General features: G+C 49.2%; 23 protein-coding genes. 15 read left to right on the top strand and 8 right to left on the bottom strand.

The features are described 5' to 3' along the window. Positions 1-18: 18 nt before the first annotated feature. Positions 19-1,032: an ABC transporter substrate-binding protein gene (locus N685_RS0101425; RefSeq protein ID WP_407059690.1), complete on the top strand. Its 1,014-nt coding sequence runs from the start codon at positions 19-21 to the stop codon at positions 1,030-1,032. Positions 1,033-1,104: 72 nt separating this feature from the next. On the opposite strand, the gene N685_RS0101420 is transcribed toward N685_RS0101425, so the two are convergent. Further along, positions 1,105-1,605: a DUF1572 domain-containing protein gene (locus tag N685_RS0101420; RefSeq protein ID WP_031405225.1), complete on the bottom strand. Its 501-nt coding sequence runs from the start codon at positions 1,603-1,605 to the stop codon at positions 1,105-1,107. Between N685_RS0101420 and N685_RS19655 the strand changes: the two genes are divergently transcribed. Beyond that, positions 1,605-1,868 (top strand): hypothetical protein, encoded by a 264-nt coding sequence (locus N685_RS19655; RefSeq protein WP_162176085.1) that lies wholly within the window; start codon positions 1,605-1,607, stop codon positions 1,866-1,868. The two genes, N685_RS0101420 and N685_RS19655, sit on opposite strands and share 1 nt — an antisense overlap. Before the next feature lie 119 nt (positions 1,869-1,987). Here the strand turns inward: N685_RS19655 and pdxR are convergent, their stop codons facing one another. Then, positions 1,988-3,367 carry a MocR-like pyridoxine biosynthesis transcription factor PdxR gene (gene pdxR / locus N685_RS0101410; protein ID WP_031405221.1) on the bottom strand — a complete coding sequence of 460 codons (1,380 nt, stop codon included), beginning with the start codon at positions 3,365-3,367 and terminating at the stop codon, positions 1,988-1,990. A gap of 121 nt (positions 3,368-3,488) precedes the next feature. On the opposite strand from pdxR, the gene N685_RS0101405 reads away from it, so the two are divergent. The 3 genes from N685_RS0101405 (at position 3,489) to N685_RS0101395 (ending at position 5,770) form a co-directional block, all read left to right on the top strand. Continuing rightward, positions 3,489-4,106 (top strand): FMN-binding negative transcriptional regulator, encoded by a 618-nt coding sequence (locus N685_RS0101405; RefSeq protein ID WP_031405219.1) that lies wholly within the window; start codon positions 3,489-3,491, stop codon positions 4,104-4,106. Between the two features lie 7 nt (positions 4,107-4,113). Further along, the gene (locus N685_RS0101400; RefSeq protein WP_031405217.1) at positions 4,114-4,755 is read left to right on the top strand and encodes a LysE family translocator; all 642 of its coding nucleotides are present in this window, start codon (positions 4,114-4,116) and stop codon (positions 4,753-4,755) included. 304 nt (positions 4,756-5,059) lie between these two features. Next, positions 5,060-5,770: a B3/B4 domain-containing protein gene (locus N685_RS0101395; RefSeq protein ID WP_031405214.1), complete on the top strand. Its 711-nt coding sequence runs from the start codon at positions 5,060-5,062 to the stop codon at positions 5,768-5,770. 523 nt (positions 5,771-6,293) lie between these two features. Here N685_RS0101395 and N685_RS0101380 read toward each other — a convergent pair. Further along, entirely contained in the window at positions 6,294-6,785 is a 492-nt protein-coding gene (locus tag N685_RS0101380) for a YajQ family cyclic di-GMP-binding protein (protein ID WP_031405211.1), read from the bottom strand. 270 nt (positions 6,786-7,055) lie between these two features. Between N685_RS0101380 and N685_RS0101375 the strand changes: the two genes are divergently transcribed. Genes N685_RS0101375 through N685_RS0101350 form a run of 6 tightly spaced genes read left to right on the top strand, consistent with a single transcriptional unit; the run spans position 7,056 to position 12,715 of the window. Beyond that, positions 7,056-7,724 carry a GntR family transcriptional regulator gene (locus N685_RS0101375; protein ID WP_237746858.1) on the top strand — a complete coding sequence of 223 codons (669 nt, stop codon included), beginning with the start codon at positions 7,056-7,058 and terminating at the stop codon, positions 7,722-7,724. A gap of 8 nt (positions 7,725-7,732) precedes the next feature. Next, positions 7,733-8,935, top strand: coding sequence for a CaiB/BaiF CoA transferase family protein (locus tag N685_RS0101370; RefSeq protein ID WP_084177493.1), 1,203 nt, complete (start codon positions 7,733-7,735; stop codon positions 8,933-8,935). 2 nt (positions 8,936-8,937) lie between these two features. Next, positions 8,938-9,840 (top strand): hydroxymethylglutaryl-CoA lyase, encoded by a 903-nt coding sequence (locus N685_RS0101365; protein ID WP_031405205.1) that lies wholly within the window; start codon positions 8,938-8,940, stop codon positions 9,838-9,840. Beyond that, positions 9,837-10,877, top strand: coding sequence for a TRAP transporter substrate-binding protein (locus N685_RS0101360; RefSeq protein ID WP_031405203.1), 1,041 nt, complete (start codon positions 9,837-9,839; stop codon positions 10,875-10,877). Before N685_RS0101365 ends, N685_RS0101360 begins: the two co-directional genes overlap by 4 nt. A gap of 57 nt (positions 10,878-10,934) precedes the next feature. Continuing rightward, on the top strand, positions 10,935-11,441 hold the full coding sequence (locus N685_RS0101355; protein WP_031405201.1) for a TRAP transporter small permease: 507 nt from the start codon (positions 10,935-10,937) through the stop codon (positions 11,439-11,441). Beyond that, complete coding sequence (locus tag N685_RS0101350) at positions 11,438-12,715, top strand: TRAP transporter large permease (protein ID WP_031405199.1); 1,278 nt, start codon at positions 11,438-11,440, stop codon at positions 12,713-12,715. The genes N685_RS0101355 and N685_RS0101350 overlap by 4 nt, the downstream gene beginning before the upstream one ends. A 53-nt stretch (positions 12,716-12,768) precedes the next feature. Here the strand turns inward: N685_RS0101350 and N685_RS18680 are convergent, their stop codons facing one another. The 5 genes from N685_RS18680 to N685_RS0101325 all read right to left on the bottom strand — a co-directional run bounded on the left by N685_RS18680 (position 12,769) and on the right by N685_RS0101325 (position 15,670). Then, the gene (locus N685_RS18680; protein WP_008879040.1) at positions 12,769-12,900 is read right to left on the bottom strand and encodes a DUF3941 domain-containing protein; all 132 of its coding nucleotides are present in this window, start codon (positions 12,898-12,900) and stop codon (positions 12,769-12,771) included. 202 nt (positions 12,901-13,102) lie between these two features. Continuing rightward, positions 13,103-13,966: a DegV family protein gene (locus N685_RS0101340; RefSeq protein WP_031405197.1), complete on the bottom strand. Its 864-nt coding sequence runs from the start codon at positions 13,964-13,966 to the stop codon at positions 13,103-13,105. A 176-nt stretch (positions 13,967-14,142) separates the two neighbouring features. Further along, complete coding sequence (locus N685_RS0101335) at positions 14,143-14,343, bottom strand: DUF3813 domain-containing protein (RefSeq protein ID WP_031405196.1); 201 nt, start codon at positions 14,341-14,343, stop codon at positions 14,143-14,145. Positions 14,344-14,345: 2 nt separating this feature from the next. Continuing rightward, positions 14,346-14,498 (bottom strand): hypothetical protein, encoded by a 153-nt coding sequence (locus N685_RS19720; protein ID WP_162839623.1) that lies wholly within the window; start codon positions 14,496-14,498, stop codon positions 14,346-14,348. A gap of 365 nt (positions 14,499-14,863) precedes the next feature. Next, positions 14,864-15,670: a Cof-type HAD-IIB family hydrolase gene (locus tag N685_RS0101325; protein WP_031405194.1), complete on the bottom strand. Its 807-nt coding sequence runs from the start codon at positions 15,668-15,670 to the stop codon at positions 14,864-14,866. 113 nt (positions 15,671-15,783) lie between these two features. Here N685_RS0101325 and N685_RS0101320 point away from each other — a divergent pair, with 113 nt between their 5' ends. The 4 genes from N685_RS0101320 (at position 15,784) to N685_RS0101305 (ending at position 19,619) form a co-directional block, all read left to right on the top strand. Then, positions 15,784-16,551: an alpha/beta fold hydrolase gene (locus N685_RS0101320; RefSeq protein ID WP_031405191.1), complete on the top strand. Its 768-nt coding sequence runs from the start codon at positions 15,784-15,786 to the stop codon at positions 16,549-16,551. Positions 16,552-16,741: 190 nt separating this feature from the next. Beyond that, positions 16,742-17,113: an ArsR/SmtB family transcription factor gene (locus N685_RS0101315; protein WP_031405189.1), complete on the top strand. Its 372-nt coding sequence runs from the start codon at positions 16,742-16,744 to the stop codon at positions 17,111-17,113. After that, entirely contained in the window at positions 17,103-19,229 is a 2,127-nt protein-coding gene (locus N685_RS0101310; RefSeq protein ID WP_031405187.1) for a heavy metal translocating P-type ATPase, read from the top strand. The genes N685_RS0101315 and N685_RS0101310 overlap by 11 nt, the downstream gene beginning before the upstream one ends. 180 nt (positions 19,230-19,409) lie before the next feature. After that, positions 19,410-19,619: a hypothetical protein gene (locus N685_RS0101305; RefSeq protein ID WP_031405184.1), complete on the top strand. Its 210-nt coding sequence runs from the start codon at positions 19,410-19,412 to the stop codon at positions 19,617-19,619. Positions 19,620-19,865 lie beyond the last annotated feature (246 nt).

The following is a 19,865-nucleotide window of genomic DNA, read 5'->3' as shown; positions in this document are numbered from 1 at the left end:
ATCGCCGCGTTCGCCCTTATGTTCATGACCCATCGGCTCAACGAAGCGGAAGGATATGGAGGCGACAAGACGGTCAGCGTGTACAACTGGGGCGATTACATCGATCCGGCGCTGATCCGGAAGTTTGAAAAAGAAACCGGCTGGAAAGTCGTTTACCAAACGTTCGATTCAAACGAGGCGATGATGGCGAAAATCGCTCAAGGCGGCGCGATGTTTGATGTCGCCGTTCCGTCCGATTACGCCATCAGCAAGATGATCGAGGAAAACTTGCTTTTGCCCCTCGACCATGGCAAGCTGCCGAACGTAAAATACATCGACCCGCGGTTTCTCGATTTGTCGTTTGATCCGCATAACCGTTATTCGGTGCCGTACTTTTGGGGAACGGTCGGCATCGTCTACAACCGCGGGATGCTGGGTGGCAAAACGATCACCAGCTGGAACGACTTATGGGACCCGGATTTGCGCAATCAAATTTTGCTTGTTGACGGGGCGCGCGAAGTGATGGGGATGGCGTTAAACAGCCTCGGCTATTCGCTCAACGATACGAACAAGCAGCATCTGCAAGAGGCGAAACGAAAGCTCGACCGGCTTATGCCGAATGTGAAGGCCATTGTCGGCGATGAAATCAAACTGCTTCTTGCCAACGAAGAGGCGGCGGTCGGTGTCGTCTGGTCGGGCGATGCGGCGGAAATCATTTCCGAAAACGAAGCGTTGGACTATGTCGTGCCCAAGGAAGGATCCAATTTATGGTTTGACAACATGGTCATTCCGAAAACAGCGAAAAACATCGAAGGCGCGCACGCGTTTATCAATTTTATGCTTGACCCGAAACACGCGGCGCAAAACGCCGAATATGTCGGCTACTCGACGCCGAATCGCGCGGCGCTTCGCTATTTGCCAAAAGACATTGCCAATGACCGGCGCTTTTACCCTGATTTGGATTCGGCAGGGCGCTTGGAAGTGTACGAAAACTTAGGGAAACGTATGCTCGCCTACTATAATGAGTTGTTTTTGCAGTTTAAGATGCAGTAAAAATAAACCATTGCCGGATGAGCGAGGGCGTGTCTGAAAAAACTTGACACGCCCTCGCTTTTTGCTGGGGGGCTAGCGTTTTCTTTTTCTCGGGATCGTCAACGCTTTCCAGCGCTCGGCGTTCAGCTGTTTCGCGATATAGACGATTTGTCCGATATGATACGAATAATGGTACATTTGTCGCTCAATCGCTTCGATGACAGAATGGGGCTCACCGCGGATCGTGACCGTCCGCAACAAGTCCGTTTCTTGCAGTTCGCTGAGCGTCTGAAACAAAGCGGACCACCCCTTTTCCCAGCAGGCCATGACTTCTTCGCGCGTATGAAAATCGTTGATAAACTCATCATCGCGGTTGCGGTTCGGTTTTTCCCCATCCGATGACAAAAAGTCTGTCCAGCGCGACACCATATTTCCGCTCATATGTTTGACAATGATGGCGATGCTGTTGGCCTCCTCATGAAAACAATGGAACAGTTGTTCCTCCGAACATTGAGCCATCGCTCGTTCGGCGATCGTTTTCATGTCGAGAAAGCGCGCGCGCACCACTCGCAAATATTCTTGGCCGATGCTCATTGGCACACCCCTTTGGCAAAGATACGTTTACTCTTTTATTCGTCATCGCCGCTTTGATTCCTCGCCATGTGACGGAAAAAGTCAAAAAACAACTGCATGAGCCCGCCATCTGGTACGCCGCCGCACAAAACGTCGCCGCGTCGAATATGACGATGGCGTCCCCGGCGCGAATCGCGCTCGTCGCCTCAACACTCGGCCGCCCCGGTGGGGAAGGAGAGGCGATGCGCCTTGTCGGTCCGATCGCGGGCGCGGCGCGTTGGTGATCATTGTTCTTGGCGTACTGATCGGGCGGACAGTCGGCGTCTAATGCCGGCTGTCCGCTTTCATGGGCGGTTTCCTTGGAAGAACGGGGACAGCTCCAAGCAGTCCGATCGCGGCGTGGTTAGCGCCACGCTTTTTTTAGCAACTCTACGCCAAGCTCAATGTCCTCAAGCGACAAGCCGCTAAAACCAAGTTTAATGATCGGCTGATTGGGACGGCGCTTGACAAAATAACGCGAGGTTGGATACACCTTTACCCCATGAGACAGAGCGCGCTGAATCAACTGTTCTTCTGAACAGTCAGAATGGACTTTGATTAACACGTATAAACCGGACTGTTCGCCAATAATCGAAATCATATCTCCCAATGCCTTTCGCAGTGTTAAGGTTAAGCGCTCCATTTTTCGTTTGTATACGAGGCGCATGCGTTTAATGTGGCGGCTCCACTCCCCTTCTTCCATAAATTTGGCCATCGCCAATTGGCTGAGGATGGACGCCGTGCTTTCGAAAAGACGAAACCGTTGTCGATAACGGTCTAAAAGCGGCAACGGCAATACCATATAGCTGAGCCGAATCCCAGGCAAAAACGATTTCGAGAAATTGCCTAGATAAATGACTCTTGACGAATCAATGGAGGCAAGAGCCGGAAACGGTTTTTGCGTATAGCGAAATTCGCTGTCATAATCATCCTCAATAATATAGCCATTCACCTCGTTGGCCCATTGGATGAGCAGGAATCGCTGCTGGATCGGCATGCTGACTCCCATGGGACTTTGGTGTGAAGGGGTCACATAGATGAGCCGCGATGACATCTCCCTCAGTGACGAAAGGTCCACGCTCGTTTCGGAAACGGGCACTGTCTCCAATCGGAAGTGATGAAACTGAAACGCTTCCCTAGCACCATCGTAGCCGGGATCCTCGACGATGATGCTCTGGAATTCCTCTTTGAGAATATGACCGAGAGAGAGGAGCATTTGTTGAGTGCTGCTCCCGATGATAATGGCATCTGGTTCTGCGTCTACTCCGCGGGATTCGAGAAGATAGACGGCAATTTGTTCACGCAGACATAATTCCCCAAACGGATCCCCGTAGCGAAAACAGTCCACCGAAGTAAAGATTTGATTGGAAATCCGTCTCCATGCTTTAAGTGGGAAATGCGTTGCATCGACCGCATCAGCGCGAAAATCAACAACAATGGGCCGTGGCGGTTCGTTTTTTGCTTGACGCACGGAAATCCGAGTTTCTTGAGCAAAGAGGGGCTCCACCTCGTTGGCAAAATACCCTTTTCGGCTTTCCGCACGAATATATCCTTCTGCGACAAGTTGTTCGTAGGCCATTAAGGTGGTGTTGCGGCTCACATTCAGCGATTCGGCAAGTTGGCGGATCGAGGGAAGCGGTTCATTCGCCCGGATGTCGCCTTGCTCAATCATAGACTTTAATTTTTCATAGATTTGTTTGTATTTCGGCGAGCGGTCATGCAAAGCAAAAATGATCGTTTTCATCTCCATCCCTCTGACATGTTTTATTTTTTGTTATTGTCACTTTTTTTATGTCAGATTTAGTTATATGATACATCGTAAAGGCTTGCTTGTTAAGATGAAAAAACAGGGAGGAGAGATCAAAATGTATATTCCGAAACATTTTGCTATCAGCGATGTGGATCTCGCTTATCAGGTAATCGAGGAGAACAGCTTTGCCACCTTGGTGTCGATGCACCAAGGAGAGCTGTTTGCCACGCATTTGCCGCTGTTGCTTGATCGGGAGAAAATGTGTTTGTACGGTCATTTTGCCCGCTCGAATCCGCAATGGAAAGACATTCAACAGCAGAAGGTTTTGGCGATGTTCCACGGCCCGCACAGTTATATTTCCCCGTCTTGGTATGAAACGAACCAAGCGGTGCCGACGTGGAATTATGTGGCCGTCCATGTGTACGGGAACGTGGAGTTGATTGATGATGAAGGGGCAGTTATGAAATCTCTGCACGAGATGGTAGAAAAATACGAGGCACCGGGAAGCGGTTATCAACTGTCAGAGGTCGATCGTCGGCTGTTTTCCAATATGATTAATGGAATTCAAGCCTTTGAAATCCATATCGAGCGAATAGAGGGGAAAGCGAAATTAAGTCAAAACCATCCTGTCCATCGGCAGGAGAGGATCATCAAGCAGCTCGAACAGATGCCGTTTGAAAACGAGAATCGAATCGCTTCCCTGATGAAAAAAAAGCTGAAAAACAAGGAGTGAGGCAGCGATGGAACTTTCAACGCTTAGCGTGTTTGTAGCGGCTGCCGTGGCATTGCTCATCATTCCCGGGCCGGCGGTATTTTATATTGTGGCTAGAAGCATAGGACAAGGAACGAAAGCAGGACTTGTCTCCGTGCTTGGTGTGGCGTTGGGCGGCTCTGTTCACGTTGTCTTCGGAGCCATGGGCATTTCCGCGATTTTGATGACATCGGCGACTGCCTTTACGCTGATCAAATACTTAGGAGCTGTATATCTGATCTATTTAGGTGGCAAAACGCTATGTTCTGCTTCCAGCTATGATGTAGAAAATCCGAATGAGAAGGTGGACGGTAAAACATTAGTGCGAGTGTTTTACGAATCGGTGTTGGTCGAAGTGGCCAATCCGAAGACAGTGCTCTTTTTTCTCGCTTTTTTTCCGCAATTCATCTCGCCTTCTGCCGGGACCGTTGCTGGACAATTTTTGCTTTTGGGGGCAATCTTTGTTGTTCTTGCCTTGTTGAATGATAGCCTGTATGCCTTGCTGGCCGCGGGTATCCGCAAACGGTTGGCTGCCAGGAAAAGAAGTGTGAAGGTGCTCAACCAGGCGGCAGGCGTTTTCTATATTTTGTTAGGCTTGTTGTCAGCGTTGACGAGCCCTTCGAAACCATAAGAAGACTAGTGGATTGAAACAGGGAATGAGGGAATGCGGCGCAAAACAAAAGCTTCTCACATTAAGAAACTTTGAGTCTTGTTTTCCGTGAAAATTCTGTTGGCAAGCGGTAATTTTTATCCCCGGGTAGAGGGCAGATCACTGCCCATGGAACTTTTCTGTGAAAATCCCACGTTGGTGAGTGGTGATTTTCATGCCCGGGTGGAGGGCAAAACGTTGTTCATGGACCTTTTCCGTGAAACCTGCTGCCAAACGGGAAAACAATCGTTTTTCACCAAGCATTAAGGGAATGGAGGTATGGATGATGACTCGCTTTATTGTGGAAAATGACATTTGGGCATTATTTCCCCAAGCGAAAATCGGTGTGGTCGTGGCCCATGGGATTGACAATCATGGTAAGAATGTAGACATTTACGAGGAAATGTTGCGCGAGGCGGAGATAGAGGCGCGTCAATTCCTTGAATGCGAGGAGTTTTCTCGCCATCCGGTCATCGCGGTTTGGCGGAAGGCGTTTCGGCGATTCAAGACGAAAAAAGGAGCACGGTGTTCCGTTGAGGCTTTGCTGAAGCGGGTGAAAAACGGCCAACACATCCGAACGATCAACCCTCTTGTGGATATGTATAACGCCGTTTCACTGCGTTATGGACTTCCTTGCGGGGGAGAGGATATCGACACATTTGTCGGCGATATCCGGCTGGCATTGGCGGAGGGCCATGAGCCGTTCATCCCGTTGGGAGGCGAGGAAAATGACCCGCCGTATGAAGGAGAAATCGTATATAAAGACGATGTGGGAGCCATATGCCGTTGTTGGAATTGGCGGGAAGCGCAACGAACGATGCTCACCGAACAGACGAAGCGCGCGTTCCTTTGCATCGAATCGATTGATGAAACAAGGAATGAGGTTCTTTACCAAGCGCTGGAAGAATTGGCTTCCTCCATACGCCGTCATCTCGGAGGCACAGTGAAGACGCACATCGTGGATATTCATCATCCAGAAATATTGATCACGGATTAAGGACCATTTTATCCGTCTTTCTTTAATTGCTGCGGCGCTTGGCCGCCCCGGTGGGGAAGGAGAGGCGATGCGCCTTGTCGGTCCGATCGCGGGCGCGGCGTTGGTCATCATTGTTCTTGGCGTGCTGATCGGGCGGGCGGCCGTTGGCATGTAGGGGTCGTCTGCCGGCTCAGTGGCCGATATTATGCGACCGCTGTTTGCCCAATTCCAGGACGATCCATCCTCGCAATAAAGGAAACGTGCCGTCTAGCTTTTCTTTCAAACTTTCGGTGGAAATCCCGCGCCGGCGAGTGGTGATTTTCATCCTCAGGTGGAGGGCAAACCGTTGTCCAAGAGCTTTTTGTAAGGCTGGTCAAAAACGAGTTTTTTGCTCTGCTCGGTGCGGCTGGCAAGAACAGAAAACGGTGCGGTTCTTATTTCTCCCAAAAGAAAGGATTGGAAGACCCCCATTTTTTCTGAAATCACGGCCTTCGATCGTTCCCGCTGTAAACCAAAAAAGCGGATCGAGGATTCCCTCATCCGCTTAACGATAATTCACAAACTGCACCTCAATTGGCAAATCCGCTTCGCGAATGGCGGCGATGACCTTTTGCAAGTCGTCTTTGCTTTTGCCGCTGACGCGGATTTGGTCATCTTGCACTTGGCTTTTCACTTTCAGCCCCGTGTTTTTAATGATCGTGTTGATCTTTTTCGCGTTTTCTTTGTCGATTCCTTGGACAAGCTTGGCGCGCTGGCGCACCGTGCCGCCTGAGGCCGGCTCGATTTTTCCGTATTGGATGTTTTTCGTCGCCACCCCGCGTTTAATGAGCTTGCCGATGAGCACGTCCTTCAGCTGCTTCAGCTTAAACTCATCGTCGGAGATAAGAACGAGCTCGTCTTTCTCGAGCGAAATGTCGCTTTTGCTTCCTTTAAAGTCATAGCGCGTTTTGATTTCTTTCATCGCGATGTTGATAGCGTTCGCCACCTCAGCCAAATCGACTTTCGAGACGATATCAAACGAACTTTCCTTCGACATACGAAACCTCCCGGGCGTGTGATGTACTTTCATTATAGAAAAAGGTGAGGGGGGAAGGCAACAGTGGACAGGGAAGAGGGATATATAGTCGGAAGTGTAGACAGTTTAGGCAGGTAGAAGTGCTTGTTTTCATGTACGGTTGCCATATATAAAGGCTCTTAGCAAGGTCATTGCAGTAATAATTAACATGGCTCTTTCATAAATATAGTGGTGTAGAAGTTCTGTTGATCAATCCTAGGTATGTCCTGTATACAGTCGACGAAATTGAAGGTGATAAACTTGAAGCAACAAGTAATGAAAAAAGAGACATTAAAGAAACAAGTATATGAGTATTTACGCGAGGAGATTATTACAGGCGGCATTGCTCCGGGAGAAAGACTGGTAGAGGAAAAAATAGCAAAACAAATTCAGGTGAGCCGGAGTCCTATTCGGGAAGCAATTCGTATGCTCGAGAAGGATGGGCTTGTTATTGTGAACAAAGGAGGAGGGGTCACTGTATTTAATCCAGATATGAAAAATTTTCAATCTCTTTACGAATGTAGAGTGGAGCTCGAACCAGCCGCTGCTTATTATGCAGCTCAGAGGATAACCGAAGAACAGATCGAGGAACTTCGGGCACAATTGTTTTGCAATGATGGAAAATCATTTGAATTAAAAGAAATTCTTGAGATCAATACAAAATTTCATGAGGGGATTGTACAGGCAAGTGGAAACCCGTTTTTGATTAAGATGATTAGAGAAATTCGGGGGATTAATAGTCTTTATAGAATGGCTATATTAAGGAAAGGTGTTTTACGTATAGAATCAGCCGTCCAAGAACATCTTGAAATATTTGAAGCCATTATAAATGGGGATGGGGAGAAGGCGAGAAAATATATGAAGGAACATATTGTAAGCGATTACAACTATTATATAAGCATCTATCGAGAGAGGAAGTGAAGAAAAGGGTGTCCAAAAAAATGCCATTAGAGGGCATTAGAGTGCTAGAAATGGGTAATTTTGTAGCTGCTCCGTTTGCTGGAAAAATAATGGCTGAATTTGGAGCAGAGGTTATTAAAGTCGAAGAACCCATATCGGGGGATCCACTGAGAAGCTGGCGGATTATGTACGGCCACTCTTCCATATGGTGGTATGTACAGGCAAGAAATAAAAAATCCATTACAGTCAATTTGAGGAACACTAAAGGTCAGCAGATCATTAGACAGCTTATTCCTAAGGTCGATGTGGTGTTAGAAAACTTTAAACCCGGGACACTTGAAAAATGGGGATTAGGTTACGAAGAGTTAAAAAGAATAAATCCCTCTATTATTATGACAAGGATATCGGGATATGGCCAAACGGGCCCTTATCGTGATAAGGCTGGTTTCGGAAGTGTTGCTGAGGCAATAGGAGGATTGCGATATTTAACTGGCTATCCGGACCGTCCCCCTGTAAGAGTGGGAATAGCGATAGGAGATTTAGTCGCAGGTTTATATGCAGTAATCGGAACATTAATGGCATTGCATGTTAGAAAAACAGATAAGGAAAAAAAGGGACAGTTGGTTGATGTTGCACTTTACGAATCTGTGTTTAGCTTATTAGAAGGTGCATTACCTGAGTATGTGCTAAGCGGTGTCGTAAGAGAACGAACAGGAAGCACTCTTCCGGGAGTGGCTCCGTCTAATACGTATGAATGTAAAGATGGAAAACATGTTGTGATTGGTGGGAACAGTGACAATATATTTCAGCGTCTGATGAGGGTTATAGGACGAACGGATATTGCTAGTGATCCTAAATATGCTAACAACCAAGGAAGAGCGGAAAATGCTGAGTTTATCGATCAGGCAATAGAAGAATGGACAAAGCAACACACGTTAGAAGAAGTATTGAAAGCCCTTGATCAAGCTTCCGTTCCGGCCGGTCCCATTTACAGTATTCGGGATATCGTTAATGATCTTCAGTATAAGGAAAGAGACATGTTATTACCAGTAACGTTAGAAAATGGAATAGATTGTTTGTTTCCAGGCATCGTCCCGAAACTGTCTGGTACCCCTGGACAAATGAAATGGATTGGGCCTAAATTGGGGGAGCATAATGAAGAAGTATATACGAGGATATTAGGATACTCTCATCAACAATTGAAAGAATTGAAAGCCGAAGGGGTGATGTAAATTTGTCTGACGTTCAAATTATTGATGTAAGCCCCAGAGATGGATTACAGAACGAGCAAGTTATTGTCTCATCCGAAAGAAAACGAATGCTTATTGAAATGCTTGTTAAATCCAACGTAAAGAAAATCGAAGCCACGTCCTTCGTCCATCCACTAAAAGTACCACAGATGGCAGACGCAGAACAACTACTAAAATTATGCGACGAATTTAGTGAAATTGAGCTCGTAGCACTTATCCCCAATCTGAAAGGATTCCAGAGAGCTAAGCAAACAAAGATATCTGAGGTAAACTGGATAACGGCCGCTACGGAGACATTCAATTATAAAAACATAGGGATGAATATTAAAGACAACTTCAATCAATTTAAACAGCTAATTCAGGAAAGCAAAATGTCAAATATTACAATATGTTTTTCCATAGCGGTAAGTTTTGGGTGTCCTTATGAGGGGAAAGTAAATCCAACGAAAGTTCTATCGTTAGTGGAACGCGCCCTAGAGGCAGGGGCGAACCGAATTGGGATTGCTGATACTATTGGAATTGCCACTCCGAAACAAGTCAAGGAATTGCTGACCGAGGTTCTGCGGATGGCCCGATCGGTTCCTGTTGCCGTCCACCTTCATGATACGAGAGGAATGGGATTGGCAAATGCTTATGCAGCATTAGAAGTAGGAGTAAAGATATTTGAAACAGCGGCAAGTGGTATAGGAGGATGCCCGTTTGCTCCCGGTGCGGCAGGCAATCTGGCAACAGAGGATTTGGTATATATGTTTGAGCGAATGGGGATAAAAACAGGAGTCGATTTTGAAAAACTGTTGGAGGCAGCTGACTTTGCAGCAAGCCTTACATCTACTCAGTCATTGGGGAGGATAAGACAGGTAGAGAAGAAAAGGAGGAGTTTGAGATGAGAAAGTTATCACTACTTGCGAGCGTATTACTTTTAGCCTTAGTCATTTTATCTGCATGCGGTAAAAGCTCTTCAACATCAGGACAACAGTCGAATCAAAACAAAAACAACGGATACGAACCGGTCACGATAAGATTAGCTTATAACCTCCCACAGGATCACCACATTTCTATAGGAGTCGAGAATTTTGCGAAAACGGTCACTGAACAATCTGGCGGCAAGGTAAAAATTCAGGTGTACCCTGCAGGACAACTGTTAAGCGACAAAGAGATGAACCAGGCCATATTAACAGGTGGTGTGGAAATGGGTGTGAATTCCTCGACGTTATGGGCTTCTACGGTTCCGGCAATGGGCATTTTCGATGTTCCATACGCGTTCCCTAACTATGAGACGGCAGGGAAAGCACTATCTGGAGAGTTGAGGGATAAGTTGAACAAGGCAATGGAGGAAAAGGGAGTAAAAGTATTAATGTACGCGGATTATGGGTATGCCCAGTTTGCCAACAATGTTCGACCGCTCAAATCGCCCGAAGACTTTAAAGGTCTAAAAATCCGTAGCATTGGTGATATTCCATCTGAAATGATCAAAGCATATGGTGCGTCACCGGTATTTTTAGGAGCTGGGGAAGTATATACGGCTTTACAAAGAAAAACGATAGATGGAGCAACGTCAGGCACGACGGCTATGCTTCAACGTCATTATGATGAGGTAGCTAAGTATTTAACAATTAATAATTACTCTTATCTTGAATTTATTCTGGCAGTAAATAAAAATTTTTGGGATCGCCTGCCTGAAAAAACGAAGAATCTCTTAACTGAAACTGCTCAGCAAACAGAGAAATGGATTAGGACAAAGGCGAAAGAGGAAGATGAAAGAACTGCTAAGGAACTCGAGGCAAAAGGAATGGAGGTATATGTCGTCCCTCGATCGGATCTTCCTAAGTGGAAAGAGGCAGCCCAACCGGCGAGAGATGTATATATTGAGAGGGCTGGGGACTTGGGCAAGGAGCTGCTTGATATTGTAGAAACGCTTAACTAGGTAATGAGGTAGACAAGGGAGGGGGAGCTCCCTCCCTTATTTGTTAGGGGGGATAAGATGAAAATTTTTTCCATACTATATAGTTTTTTGGACCGATTGATTCAAGCAGGTGGGACTGTGGCAGGAATATTGATTATATTGACTACTTGCATGACAACTTTTGACGTTATTGCTAGATCAGTGTTTAATCAACCGACCGTTTGGGCGACGGAATTATGCATATATGCGATCATTGGGAGTTGTTTCCTTGGTTCCGCCTACACGCTGCGAACATACTCTCATATTACTGTTGATTTACTAATTAATATTGTGCCACGCAAAGTTCAAAAAGTTTTGGGGTATGTTTCCAATGTATTTGGATTCGTCTTCAGTCTTATTTTCACTATTTACAGCTTAGAACATGTTTTGAACACATACAGATTAGGGACAACTTCATCATCATTGTTGCGGGTCCCTATGTATCTTCCAGAAATGTTTCTCCCTATCGGAGGATTATTGCTTTGCTTTGCCTTTATATTACAAATCGTCGATGGGGGAGTGTCCAAAGGAGGGGGACATTTGTGAATACAGCATTTTTTCTTGGGGGAATGGCTGCGCTTCTGTTAATAGGAATCCCTGTAGCTTTTGCGCTCGGGTTACTTGCTATAGGTGGGATGTATCTATTTAATGGGGGAACATTTTCTTTCTCGCAGATCCCTATTATCTCTTATAAATCGTTAGATGATTTTACTTTAACAGCACTGCCTATGTATGTTCTTATGAGCCAAGTTTTAGTGGTGAGTGGTGTTGGACGCGATTTGTATGAAATGGCGAGTAAATGGTTTAGACATCTTCCAGGGGGACTAGCCATTGCTACATTGTTTTGTTGTGCGATCTTTGCGGCCATATCCGGTTCAAGTGTGGCAACTGCGGTAACAGTGGGAGCAGTTGCGCTTCCAGAAATGACCAAACGGGGATATGATAAAAGAACGGTTCTAGGTTTGTTAGCCGCTGGGGGAACATTAGGTATTCTCATTCCACCGAGTGTGCCGATGATTATATACGGCTCTGTGACGGGCGAATCGATCGGAAAGCTGTTTGTTGCAGGGATTATCCCAGGAATATTATTAACGATTATATTTATGATGTATGCTTCATGGAAGACACGACATATAAAAGAAGAACCGGCAACATGGTCTGAGAGACTCGAGGCGTCAAAAACAGCTATATGGGGGCTTATATTGCCCATCATTGTCATTGGGGGGATTTATACGGGGATATTTACTCCCACTGAGGCTGCTGCCATTGGCGCTATGATTAGCATTTTAATTTCCATTTTTGTATATAAAAATTTCACATTAGCCAACATTAAGATGATTGTCTTATCGACCGTTAAAACGAATGCAATGATATTAATGATCATCGTTGGGGCCATGTTGCTCGGATATATTATGACTATATTGCAAATCCCACAAGCCATTACTCAATTTGCCACCTCACAGCAAGTATCTCCTTGGGTCATTTTCATTTTGGTGAATATCGTGTTGCTTATTTTAGGGTGTTTTTTGGAGACTATATCGATACTGGTCATTACGCTTCCCATTTTGTATCCTATTATAACAGCCTTAGGATTTGATCCCATTTGGTTTGCAATTGTTATGGTTGTTAATATGGAATTAGCTCTTATTACACCGCCGGTGGGATTAAATTTGTTTGTTTTAAAAGGATTAGACAAAACAAATACAATCGCTGAGATCGTTAAAGGAGTAGCACCATACGCTGTCATGATGATACTGTTTATTGGGGTATTGGCTATTTTTCCAGAGTTAGCAACAGTACTGGTCGACCGTATTAAATAAGTTTATAAAAACAAAAGCTGCCTGTAGTTGCCGATAGGCAGCTTTTGTTTTGCTCACAAATGATCCGTCTTCTTCGAATACGCGAACTTTCCGGCTTCCCGGTTTTTCTCGCGCATCATGTTTTTTTCATGGCGCTTCGCTTGGTTGTCGCGCGCTTTTTTGTCGTTGTCGCTTGTGTTTGGCATGGACCAGCCCTCCCTGCATTCCGATCGTGTAGTATTAGTATGAGCAAATGAAAATGAAATATAGGGGGAGTTGTTGGGAAAATAACGGAAAGGTTTTCCTCCACCAATGGCTCACTTGCAGATCTGTAATGAATATGGGGACCGTCATCAATGATAAGGGATAGGCGCCTGTTCTGGGCAGGCGCCTCTGTTTCGTTTCTCGTCAGATTTCAATGTATCGATTCAGAAAGAACAGAGCGATCGTCCCCGGTCCGGCGTGGGCGCCGATGGCGCTGCCGATGTCGGAGAGGAAAAAGCGCGTGCAGCCGTGCGTTTCTTCGATCATCCGCTTCAGTTCAAGTGCTGTTTCTTCGTCATCGGCATGGCTGATGCCAATCGTTTGTTTTTGAAGATCGTCGCCGCGTTCGCCCATCAACTCGACCATCCGTTTCAACACTTTTTTCCGCCCGCGCAGCTTTTCAAGCGGAACGAGAGCGCCGTCTTTGACATGGAGGAGCGGTTTGATGTTGAGCAAGCCCCCGAAGGCGGCGGCGGTTTTGCTGATGCGGCCGCCGCGCGCCAAATAGTCGAGATTGTCGACGGTGAAGATATGTTCCATATGGCGGCAGTACGCCTCGATCGTTTCGCAAAGCAAGTTGTATGGTGTGTTGTTTTCAGCCAACTCGACCGCTTTCATAACGGCAAGCCCTTGGCCGAGCGAGGCGCATTTCGAGTCGATGATCGTCAGGCGAAACTCAGGGTATTCCTCAAGCAGTTCGCTGCGGACGGCCATGGCGGTCTGGTATGTGCCGGATAATTTCGAGGAAAAGGCGATGTACAGGCATGGCCGATTTTCTTTGGCGTACGGCAAAAACAGCTCCTTCATCGCCAGCGGGCTCGGTTGGGCCGTTTTCACCGCCTGTCCTTGGCGCATGGCGTCATACACTTGTTTCGGCTCGATCGTCACCCCATCTTCGTAGTCTTGGCCATTCCAATGGACGACGAGCGGCAAAAAAGCGATATGATGTTCGCGGATGTACGATTGCGGCAAATCCGCGCCGCTGTCGGTGATGATTTGAATGGACATCTTTCTTCCTCCTCTTTTCTCCTTCCGCGTTCCCCGCGGCCCGATCGGCTGAACCAACTGTTTCCACAGGTGAACAGCGATTCATGTTTCTATGTTCAGTGTAGCGGGTTTCGGTTCGGAATACAACGGAAAATCGGGAGCGGGCGAAAAAAAGAGCTGCGGGAAGCCCGCAGCGGTTATTGGGTGAGCTCATCAAGCTCAGCTTGAAATTGACGCAACTGCGCTTTTTCTGCCGTATTGGAATGCGCGTAAGCTGATGACAAGGCGTTTTTGGCAATGGCGATGGCGCGGTCGACGCTCATGTCGATTTCGCCGCTGGCTGCTTGCTTCGCTTGGGCGACCGCTTTGCGCGCCTCTTGAAATAGACGATTGCCCATCGCTACGCTCCTCCGAGCGATGTTTCCACCGCTTTTTCGGCTTTACGCGCTTCCGCTTCGGCGTACGTCAAATGGTAAGGGATTCGTTTGTCATGCCGTTCGACTGCATCGACGCCTTGCTGGACGAAACGCTTCGATTTGTTTCGTTTGCCCATGACGGATTCCCCCTTTAAAAAGTGAAGACGCACGTTGCGTCACGTATAGTGTAACCGCGGCCAGGGAACAGTAGTAAGGAAATTCGTTACAAACGAAAAGCGCCGTTTCGTGCGTGCCCGGCCTGTTTCGAAAAAGGTCCACGGGCAACGGTTTTGTCCTCCCCAGGGATGAAAATCGAAGCCCATCGACACGGCATTTTCACGGAAACGATCCATGGCAAGGGATCTGCCCTCCACCCGGGGATGAAAATCACCGCTTGCCGACGGGATTTTCACGGAACGGTAGTTAGGAAATGGGATGCAAACCGCTGTCCCCAACGCTGGCTGGATGCGGCGAAAAGGCGGAGAAGGAACGAATGGGGGCGCTATAGGCCCAGGATTTCTTGCAAATACACGCCGATGCCGTCTTCTTCATTCGTTTTGGTCACATCATCGGCTATGGTTTTCAGCGGTTCGATGGCGTTGCCCATGGCGACGCCCAATCCGGCCCACTCAATCATCTCCAAATCGTTGTCTTCGTCGCCAAAGGCGATCACTCGCTCCCGAGGGATGCCCAAGGAATCGGCGACTTGTTGTAAGCCGGCCGCTTTATGAACCCCATGGCGGATGATTTCAATCACATGCCATGGCTCATTCCAGCGCCGATGGTGCAATACGTTGGCGTATACGTCGGACAGATATGATTGAATTTGTTCGACATGACTGCTGTCTGTATACACGAGCACGCTCGTCGGGTCTTTGCCGAGCGAGCGGCGCAAATCGCCAATTTTCACCGTCGGGTTGCCGAGGCGAACGATGTCCAGCAACACTTCGTCATGTTCGTGAAAATAGACGTCGTCCATCACTTCCGCCAAAATGTTTTTGATTCGATACGTTTCTCCCAATTCGACAATGTCTTTGACGACAGGCAAGGGCAACGGAACATGGCGGATTCCCCATGACGGTTGGCGCGGGTGGTGGACAAACGCGCCGTTGAAATTGACGATCGGTGTCGTGAGGTTCAGTTCCTCGTAATACATGCGGCTGGCCCGGTACGGCCGACCGGTGGCGATGACGACCACATGGCCGGCGTCAATGGCGCGGCGGATGACATCTTTGGTCAGCGGGGAAATCGTCTTATCCTCTCTCAACAATGTTCCATCCAAATCCAAAGCAATTAAATATGGCTTCATGTCTGACTCCTTTGCCTTTGTTTTTCTCATTACATAGTGTAACTCTTTTCCAAAATCGCTGTCCATATGGTACACTATACAGCGATGGAAAAAGAAAAGGAGTTTGTGCAGCGATGGTGATCATTGAACAACAACAGTTGGCCGGCGTGCCCGTTCTACATGTCGTTCAGCCGGAAAAACGGGACGAACCGCTTCCGCTCATTTTCTTTATTCACGGCTTTACGAGCGCCAAAGAACATAATTTGCATTTCGGCTACTTGCTCGCCGAGGCGGGCTATCGCGTTGTGCTTCCCGATGCGCTGTTTCACGGCGAGCGGGACGAAGGGTTGAGCGAACGGAAATTGCAGTTGTCGTTTTGGGACATTGTGGTGCGCACGATCAGTGAAATCGACGAGATGAAAAACGACCTTGTGAGCCGCGGGCTGGCTGACTCAGGACGAATTGGGCTTGCCGGAACGTCGATGGGCGGGATCGTCACGTTCGGAGCGCTCGCCGTCTATCCGTGGGTGAGGGCGGCAGTGGCGCTGATGGGCTGTCCGAATTTCAGCGCCTTTTTTGATGCCATGATTGAAGAAGGGAAGCGGCGCCAAATCGACATTCCGATGCCGCCGGCGTTGTTGGCGTTGGAAAAAGAAAAGCTTGCCCGCTATGATTTATCGAAACAACCGGAAAAACTCGCCGGGCGGCCGCTGTTCATCTGGCACGGAAAAGCCGACCAAGTCGTCCCGTATGCTTATACATATGAGTTTTATAAGCAAATTAAACCACTTTATGAAGGGAACGAAGACCGGCTGCAATTCATCACCGACCCGCACGCCGGCCATAAAGTGACGCGCGAAGCGTTTTTGGAGACGGTGCGTTGGTTTCGCGAATACGTATAGGTGAAACCGACGGCAATGGGCCTCATTGCTGCGGCGCGTTCATCAGACGAAATCCGCCTTTCGCTGCGACGAAGGCGGATTTTTGTCATGAGGGAACTTTTTTCGCTCAAATGAATATTTGAATATCAAAAAGGGATATGATATTCTATATTCAAACAAATATTTGAATGTTGGCAAGGAGAGGAACGGAATGCATCGCCAAGATGTCTGCGACGTCTACTGTTATGACGAGGAGAAGGTCAGGCGGATTCAGCGCCGGCTGAATGAGGAAAACATGGCTTCGATTGTGCCGTTTTTCAAGGCGTTGGCCGACGAAAACCGGGCAAAAATCGTCTATGCGCTTTGCGGCGAGGAAGAGTTGTGCGTCTGCGACTTAGCGAACGTGATCGGGGCGACGGTGGCAACGACGTCGCATCATTTGCGCATTTTGTATAAACAAGGCATCGTGAAATATCGGAAAGAGGGAAAACTCGCTTTTTATTCGCTGGATGACGACCATATTCGCGAGCTGTTGCTGGTCGCGCTCGCCCATCAGAAAGAGGGGGATCACCGTGGCGAATGAACAAACATTGGACCGGATCGAGGCCAAAACATACCGCGTGCAAGGGTTAACGTGCGCAAATTGCGCCGCCAAGTTTGAGCGCAACGTCAAAGCTTTGCCCGGCGTCAAAGAAGCGAAAGTCAACTTCGGCGCCGCCAAAATCACGGTTTGGGGCGAGGCGACGGTGGAAGAACTGGAACAAGCCGGAGCGTTTGAACGCCTGAAAATTCGCGAAGAACGCGAGCGCACTATCCGGCGGGAGCCGTTTTGGAAGAAGAAAGAGAACGGGAACGTCCTCGTCTCTGCTGCATTGCTTCTGATTGGCATTGCGGCCGATGCGGCGGACAGCGGGGGAATGGCGGTCGCGATGTATTTGGCGGCGATCGCGCTCGGCGGCTATTCCTTGTTTTGGACGGGGCTGCGGAATTTGGCCCGCTGGCAGTTGGACATGAACACGTTAATGACGATCGCCATTCTCGGCGCGGCGGCGATCGGCGAATGGCAAGAGGGAGCGGTCGTTGTCATTTTGTTTGCCATAAGCGAAGCGCTCGAGCGCTACTCGATGGACCGAGCGCGGCGGTCGATCGCGTCGCTGCTGGAAATGGCGCCCGCTGCAGCGACGATCCGGCGCGGTGCGGAGGAAGTGACCGTTCCGGTCGAAGACGTTCGCCTTGGAGAGGTCATGATCGTGAAACCAGGCGCGAAAATTCCTCTGGACGGCGTTGTCGTCAGCGGAGCGTCCACGGTCAATGAGGCGGCGATGACCGGCGAAAGCGTGCCGTCGGAAAAAACGGTGGGCGATGCGGTGTTCGCCGGGACGCTGAACGGGGAAGGATTCCTGGAAGTGAAAGTGACGAAGCGGGCGGATGAAACGATGTTGGCGAAAATGATCGATCTCGTTGAAGAGGCGCAGGCGGAGCGGGCGCCGTCGCAAGCGTTCATCGATCGGTTTGCCCTCTATTATACGCCGTTCATTATGATTGCAGCGCTGCTTGTCGCTGTCATTCCGCCGCTTGTCGTGGGCGGCAATTGGCTTGATTGGGTGTATCGCGGCCTCGCTGTTCTCGTCATCGGCTGCCCGTGCGCGCTCGTCATCTCGACACCGGTGGCAATTGTCACCGCTCTCGGCCATGCGGCCCGGCGCGGCGTGCTCATCAAAGGCGGGGTATATTTGGAACAAATCGGCCGGCTGCGAGCGGTTGCCTTTGATAAAACCGGGACGTTAACGGAAGGGAAACCGTCCGTGACCGATGTCGTCGTGTACGAAGGGGGCCGTGAACGACTGCTGGCGGTGGCGGCGGCCATCGAAAAACGGTCGCAGCACCCGCTCGCTTCCGCCATCGTCCGCCTGGCGGAAGAAGATGGGGTGCCGTTTTTTGACGTGCCGGTGGATGACTTTCAGTCGTTGACCGGCCAGGGGGTGAAGGCGGTCGTCGGAAACGAAACGTACTACATCGGCCGCCCATCCTTGCTCGCCAGTGTGCTCGGCCGTTTGCCGGGTGAAGCGGAACAACGAATCGCCGCCTTCCGCCAAGAAGGAAAAACGGTGATGGCGATCGGCACGGCCCGTCGGCTGTTGGGATTGATCGCGGCGGCTGATCGACTGCGGCCGTCCGCCGCGGCGACCATTGCGGCATTGCCGCGTCTCGGGATCAAAGAGATTGCCATGGTAACCGGTGACCATAAACAAACCGCCCAAGCCATTGGCCGCCAAGCGGGCGTGTCGGCCATTCGCGCCGGGCTGCTTCCAGAGCAGAAGCTGGCGGCGATTCGCGAGCTGAAACAACGTTATGGCATAACGGCCATGGTCGGCGACGGAGTGAATGACGCCCCCGCTTTGGCCGCGGCCGATATCGGCGTGGCGATGGGCGGAGCGGGGACGGATGCCGCTCTGGAAACGGCGGACGTCGTGCTGATGGCCGACGACTTGCGCCAATTGCCGTACACCGTTCGCCTCGGTCGCCGGACGCTTTCGATTATCAAGCAAAACATTGTCTTTGCCTTAGGGTTAAAAGCGTTAGCGCTCATGGCCGCCATCCCCGGTTGGCTCACCCTTTGGCTCGCGGTGTTCGCTGATATGGGCGCCACATTGCTGGTGACCTTCAACAGCATGCGCCTGTTGCGGGTGAAGGAATGAGAGGGGGCTATGGCCAGCGAGGAACGGACCTTTGTCCTCTCGCATGCTCGTGAGGGAGGGGGCGGCGGCTAGTCAAGTCAAACGGTTCAGGATGGCGTCTATGGAAGGAGGCATTATGGTCTCTGACTATGAAAAAGCAACGCAAGGTACGAAACACCATGGGTAGAAGAGAGACAACGGATGGATGATCGGGTATTTTCGCTGACCAAAGAGTGGGACCGCATAGCAGCGGGAGGGGGCGATGAAGCGGGAAGTCTTCGATTAGTCGGGATTTCCCAGGTGGATTCGGTATTTTGGGTGCATCGCATTGCCCTGCTTTGTCATCGTTCCTTTGTTGACGTGGCTGTTGAACGTTTGTCTTCAACGCGCGGCGAAGGGGAAGAGCTGTAGCGGAAAAAGAACAAATAGGCACAGCGGCATTCCGCTGTGCCTAGCTTTTGTGAACGTTTTCAATCACTGGTGGCATTTGTCTGGCTTAGCGTGTTCGTTCTCCTTTTGTTTGTCATGGCATGGAAAGCAGTACAACATCTCGGTTTCGCGACTGACCACTCCGTTTAAAAACCCATGCAAACAATGGATCGGCTTGCCGCATTGCGCGCAAAAGCCAACAAGCTCTTCCAACCGCCATTTCTCCTT

This window comes from Geobacillus vulcani PSS1 (assembly GCF_000733845.1).
GTDB lineage: Bacteria > Bacillota > Bacilli > Bacillales > Anoxybacillaceae > Geobacillus > Geobacillus vulcani.
Note: the sequence above shows the minus strand (reverse complement) of the source record. Positions and strands in the feature narration are given on the sequence as shown.

Excerpts from the sequence above, each read along its gene's own strand:
- N685_RS18680 (WP_008879040.1), bottom strand. The coding sequence starts at position 12,900 with ATGCCAAACACAAGCGACAACGACAAAAAAGCGCGCGACAACCAAGCG.
- N685_RS0101315 (WP_031405189.1), top strand. The coding sequence starts at position 16,742 with ATGCATCGCCAAGATGTCTGCGACGTCTACTGTTATGACGAGGAGAAG.
- N685_RS0101420 (WP_031405225.1), bottom strand. The coding sequence starts at position 1,605 with ATGAGCATCGGCCAAGAATATTTGCGAGTGGTGCGCGCGCGCTTTCTC.
- N685_RS0101355 (WP_031405201.1), top strand. The coding sequence starts at position 10,935 with ATGAAAATTTTTTCCATACTATATAGTTTTTTGGACCGATTGATTCAA.
- N685_RS0101305 (WP_031405184.1), top strand. The coding sequence starts at position 19,410 with ATGGATGATCGGGTATTTTCGCTGACCAAAGAGTGGGACCGCATAGCA.
- pdxR (WP_031405221.1), bottom strand. The coding sequence starts at position 3,367 with ATGAAAACGATCATTTTTGCTTTGCATGACCGCTCGCCGAAATACAAA.
- N685_RS0101405 (WP_031405219.1), top strand. The coding sequence starts at position 3,489 with ATGTATATTCCGAAACATTTTGCTATCAGCGATGTGGATCTCGCTTAT.
- N685_RS0101340 (WP_031405197.1), bottom strand. The coding sequence starts at position 13,966 with ATGTCCATTCAAATCATCACCGACAGCGGCGCGGATTTGCCGCAATCG.
- N685_RS0101320 (WP_031405191.1), top strand. The coding sequence starts at position 15,784 with ATGGTGATCATTGAACAACAACAGTTGGCCGGCGTGCCCGTTCTACAT.
- N685_RS0101335 (WP_031405196.1), bottom strand. The coding sequence starts at position 14,343 with ATGGGCAATCGTCTATTTCAAGAGGCGCGCAAAGCGGTCGCCCAAGCG.
- N685_RS0101400 (WP_031405217.1), top strand. The coding sequence starts at position 4,114 with ATGGAACTTTCAACGCTTAGCGTGTTTGTAGCGGCTGCCGTGGCATTG.
- N685_RS0101325 (WP_031405194.1), bottom strand. The coding sequence starts at position 15,670 with ATGAAGCCATATTTAATTGCTTTGGATTTGGATGGAACATTGTTGAGA.
- N685_RS19720 (WP_162839623.1), bottom strand. The coding sequence starts at position 14,498 with ATGGGCAAACGAAACAAATCGAAGCGTTTCGTCCAGCAAGGCGTCGAT.
- N685_RS0101380 (WP_031405211.1), bottom strand. The coding sequence starts at position 6,785 with ATGTCGAAGGAAAGTTCGTTTGATATCGTCTCGAAAGTCGATTTGGCT.
- N685_RS0101395 (WP_031405214.1), top strand. The coding sequence starts at position 5,060 with ATGACTCGCTTTATTGTGGAAAATGACATTTGGGCATTATTTCCCCAA.
- N685_RS0101360 (WP_031405203.1), top strand. The coding sequence starts at position 9,837 with ATGAGAAAGTTATCACTACTTGCGAGCGTATTACTTTTAGCCTTAGTC.
- N685_RS0101425 (WP_407059690.1), top strand. The coding sequence starts at position 19 with ATGTTCATGACCCATCGGCTCAACGAAGCGGAAGGATATGGAGGCGAC.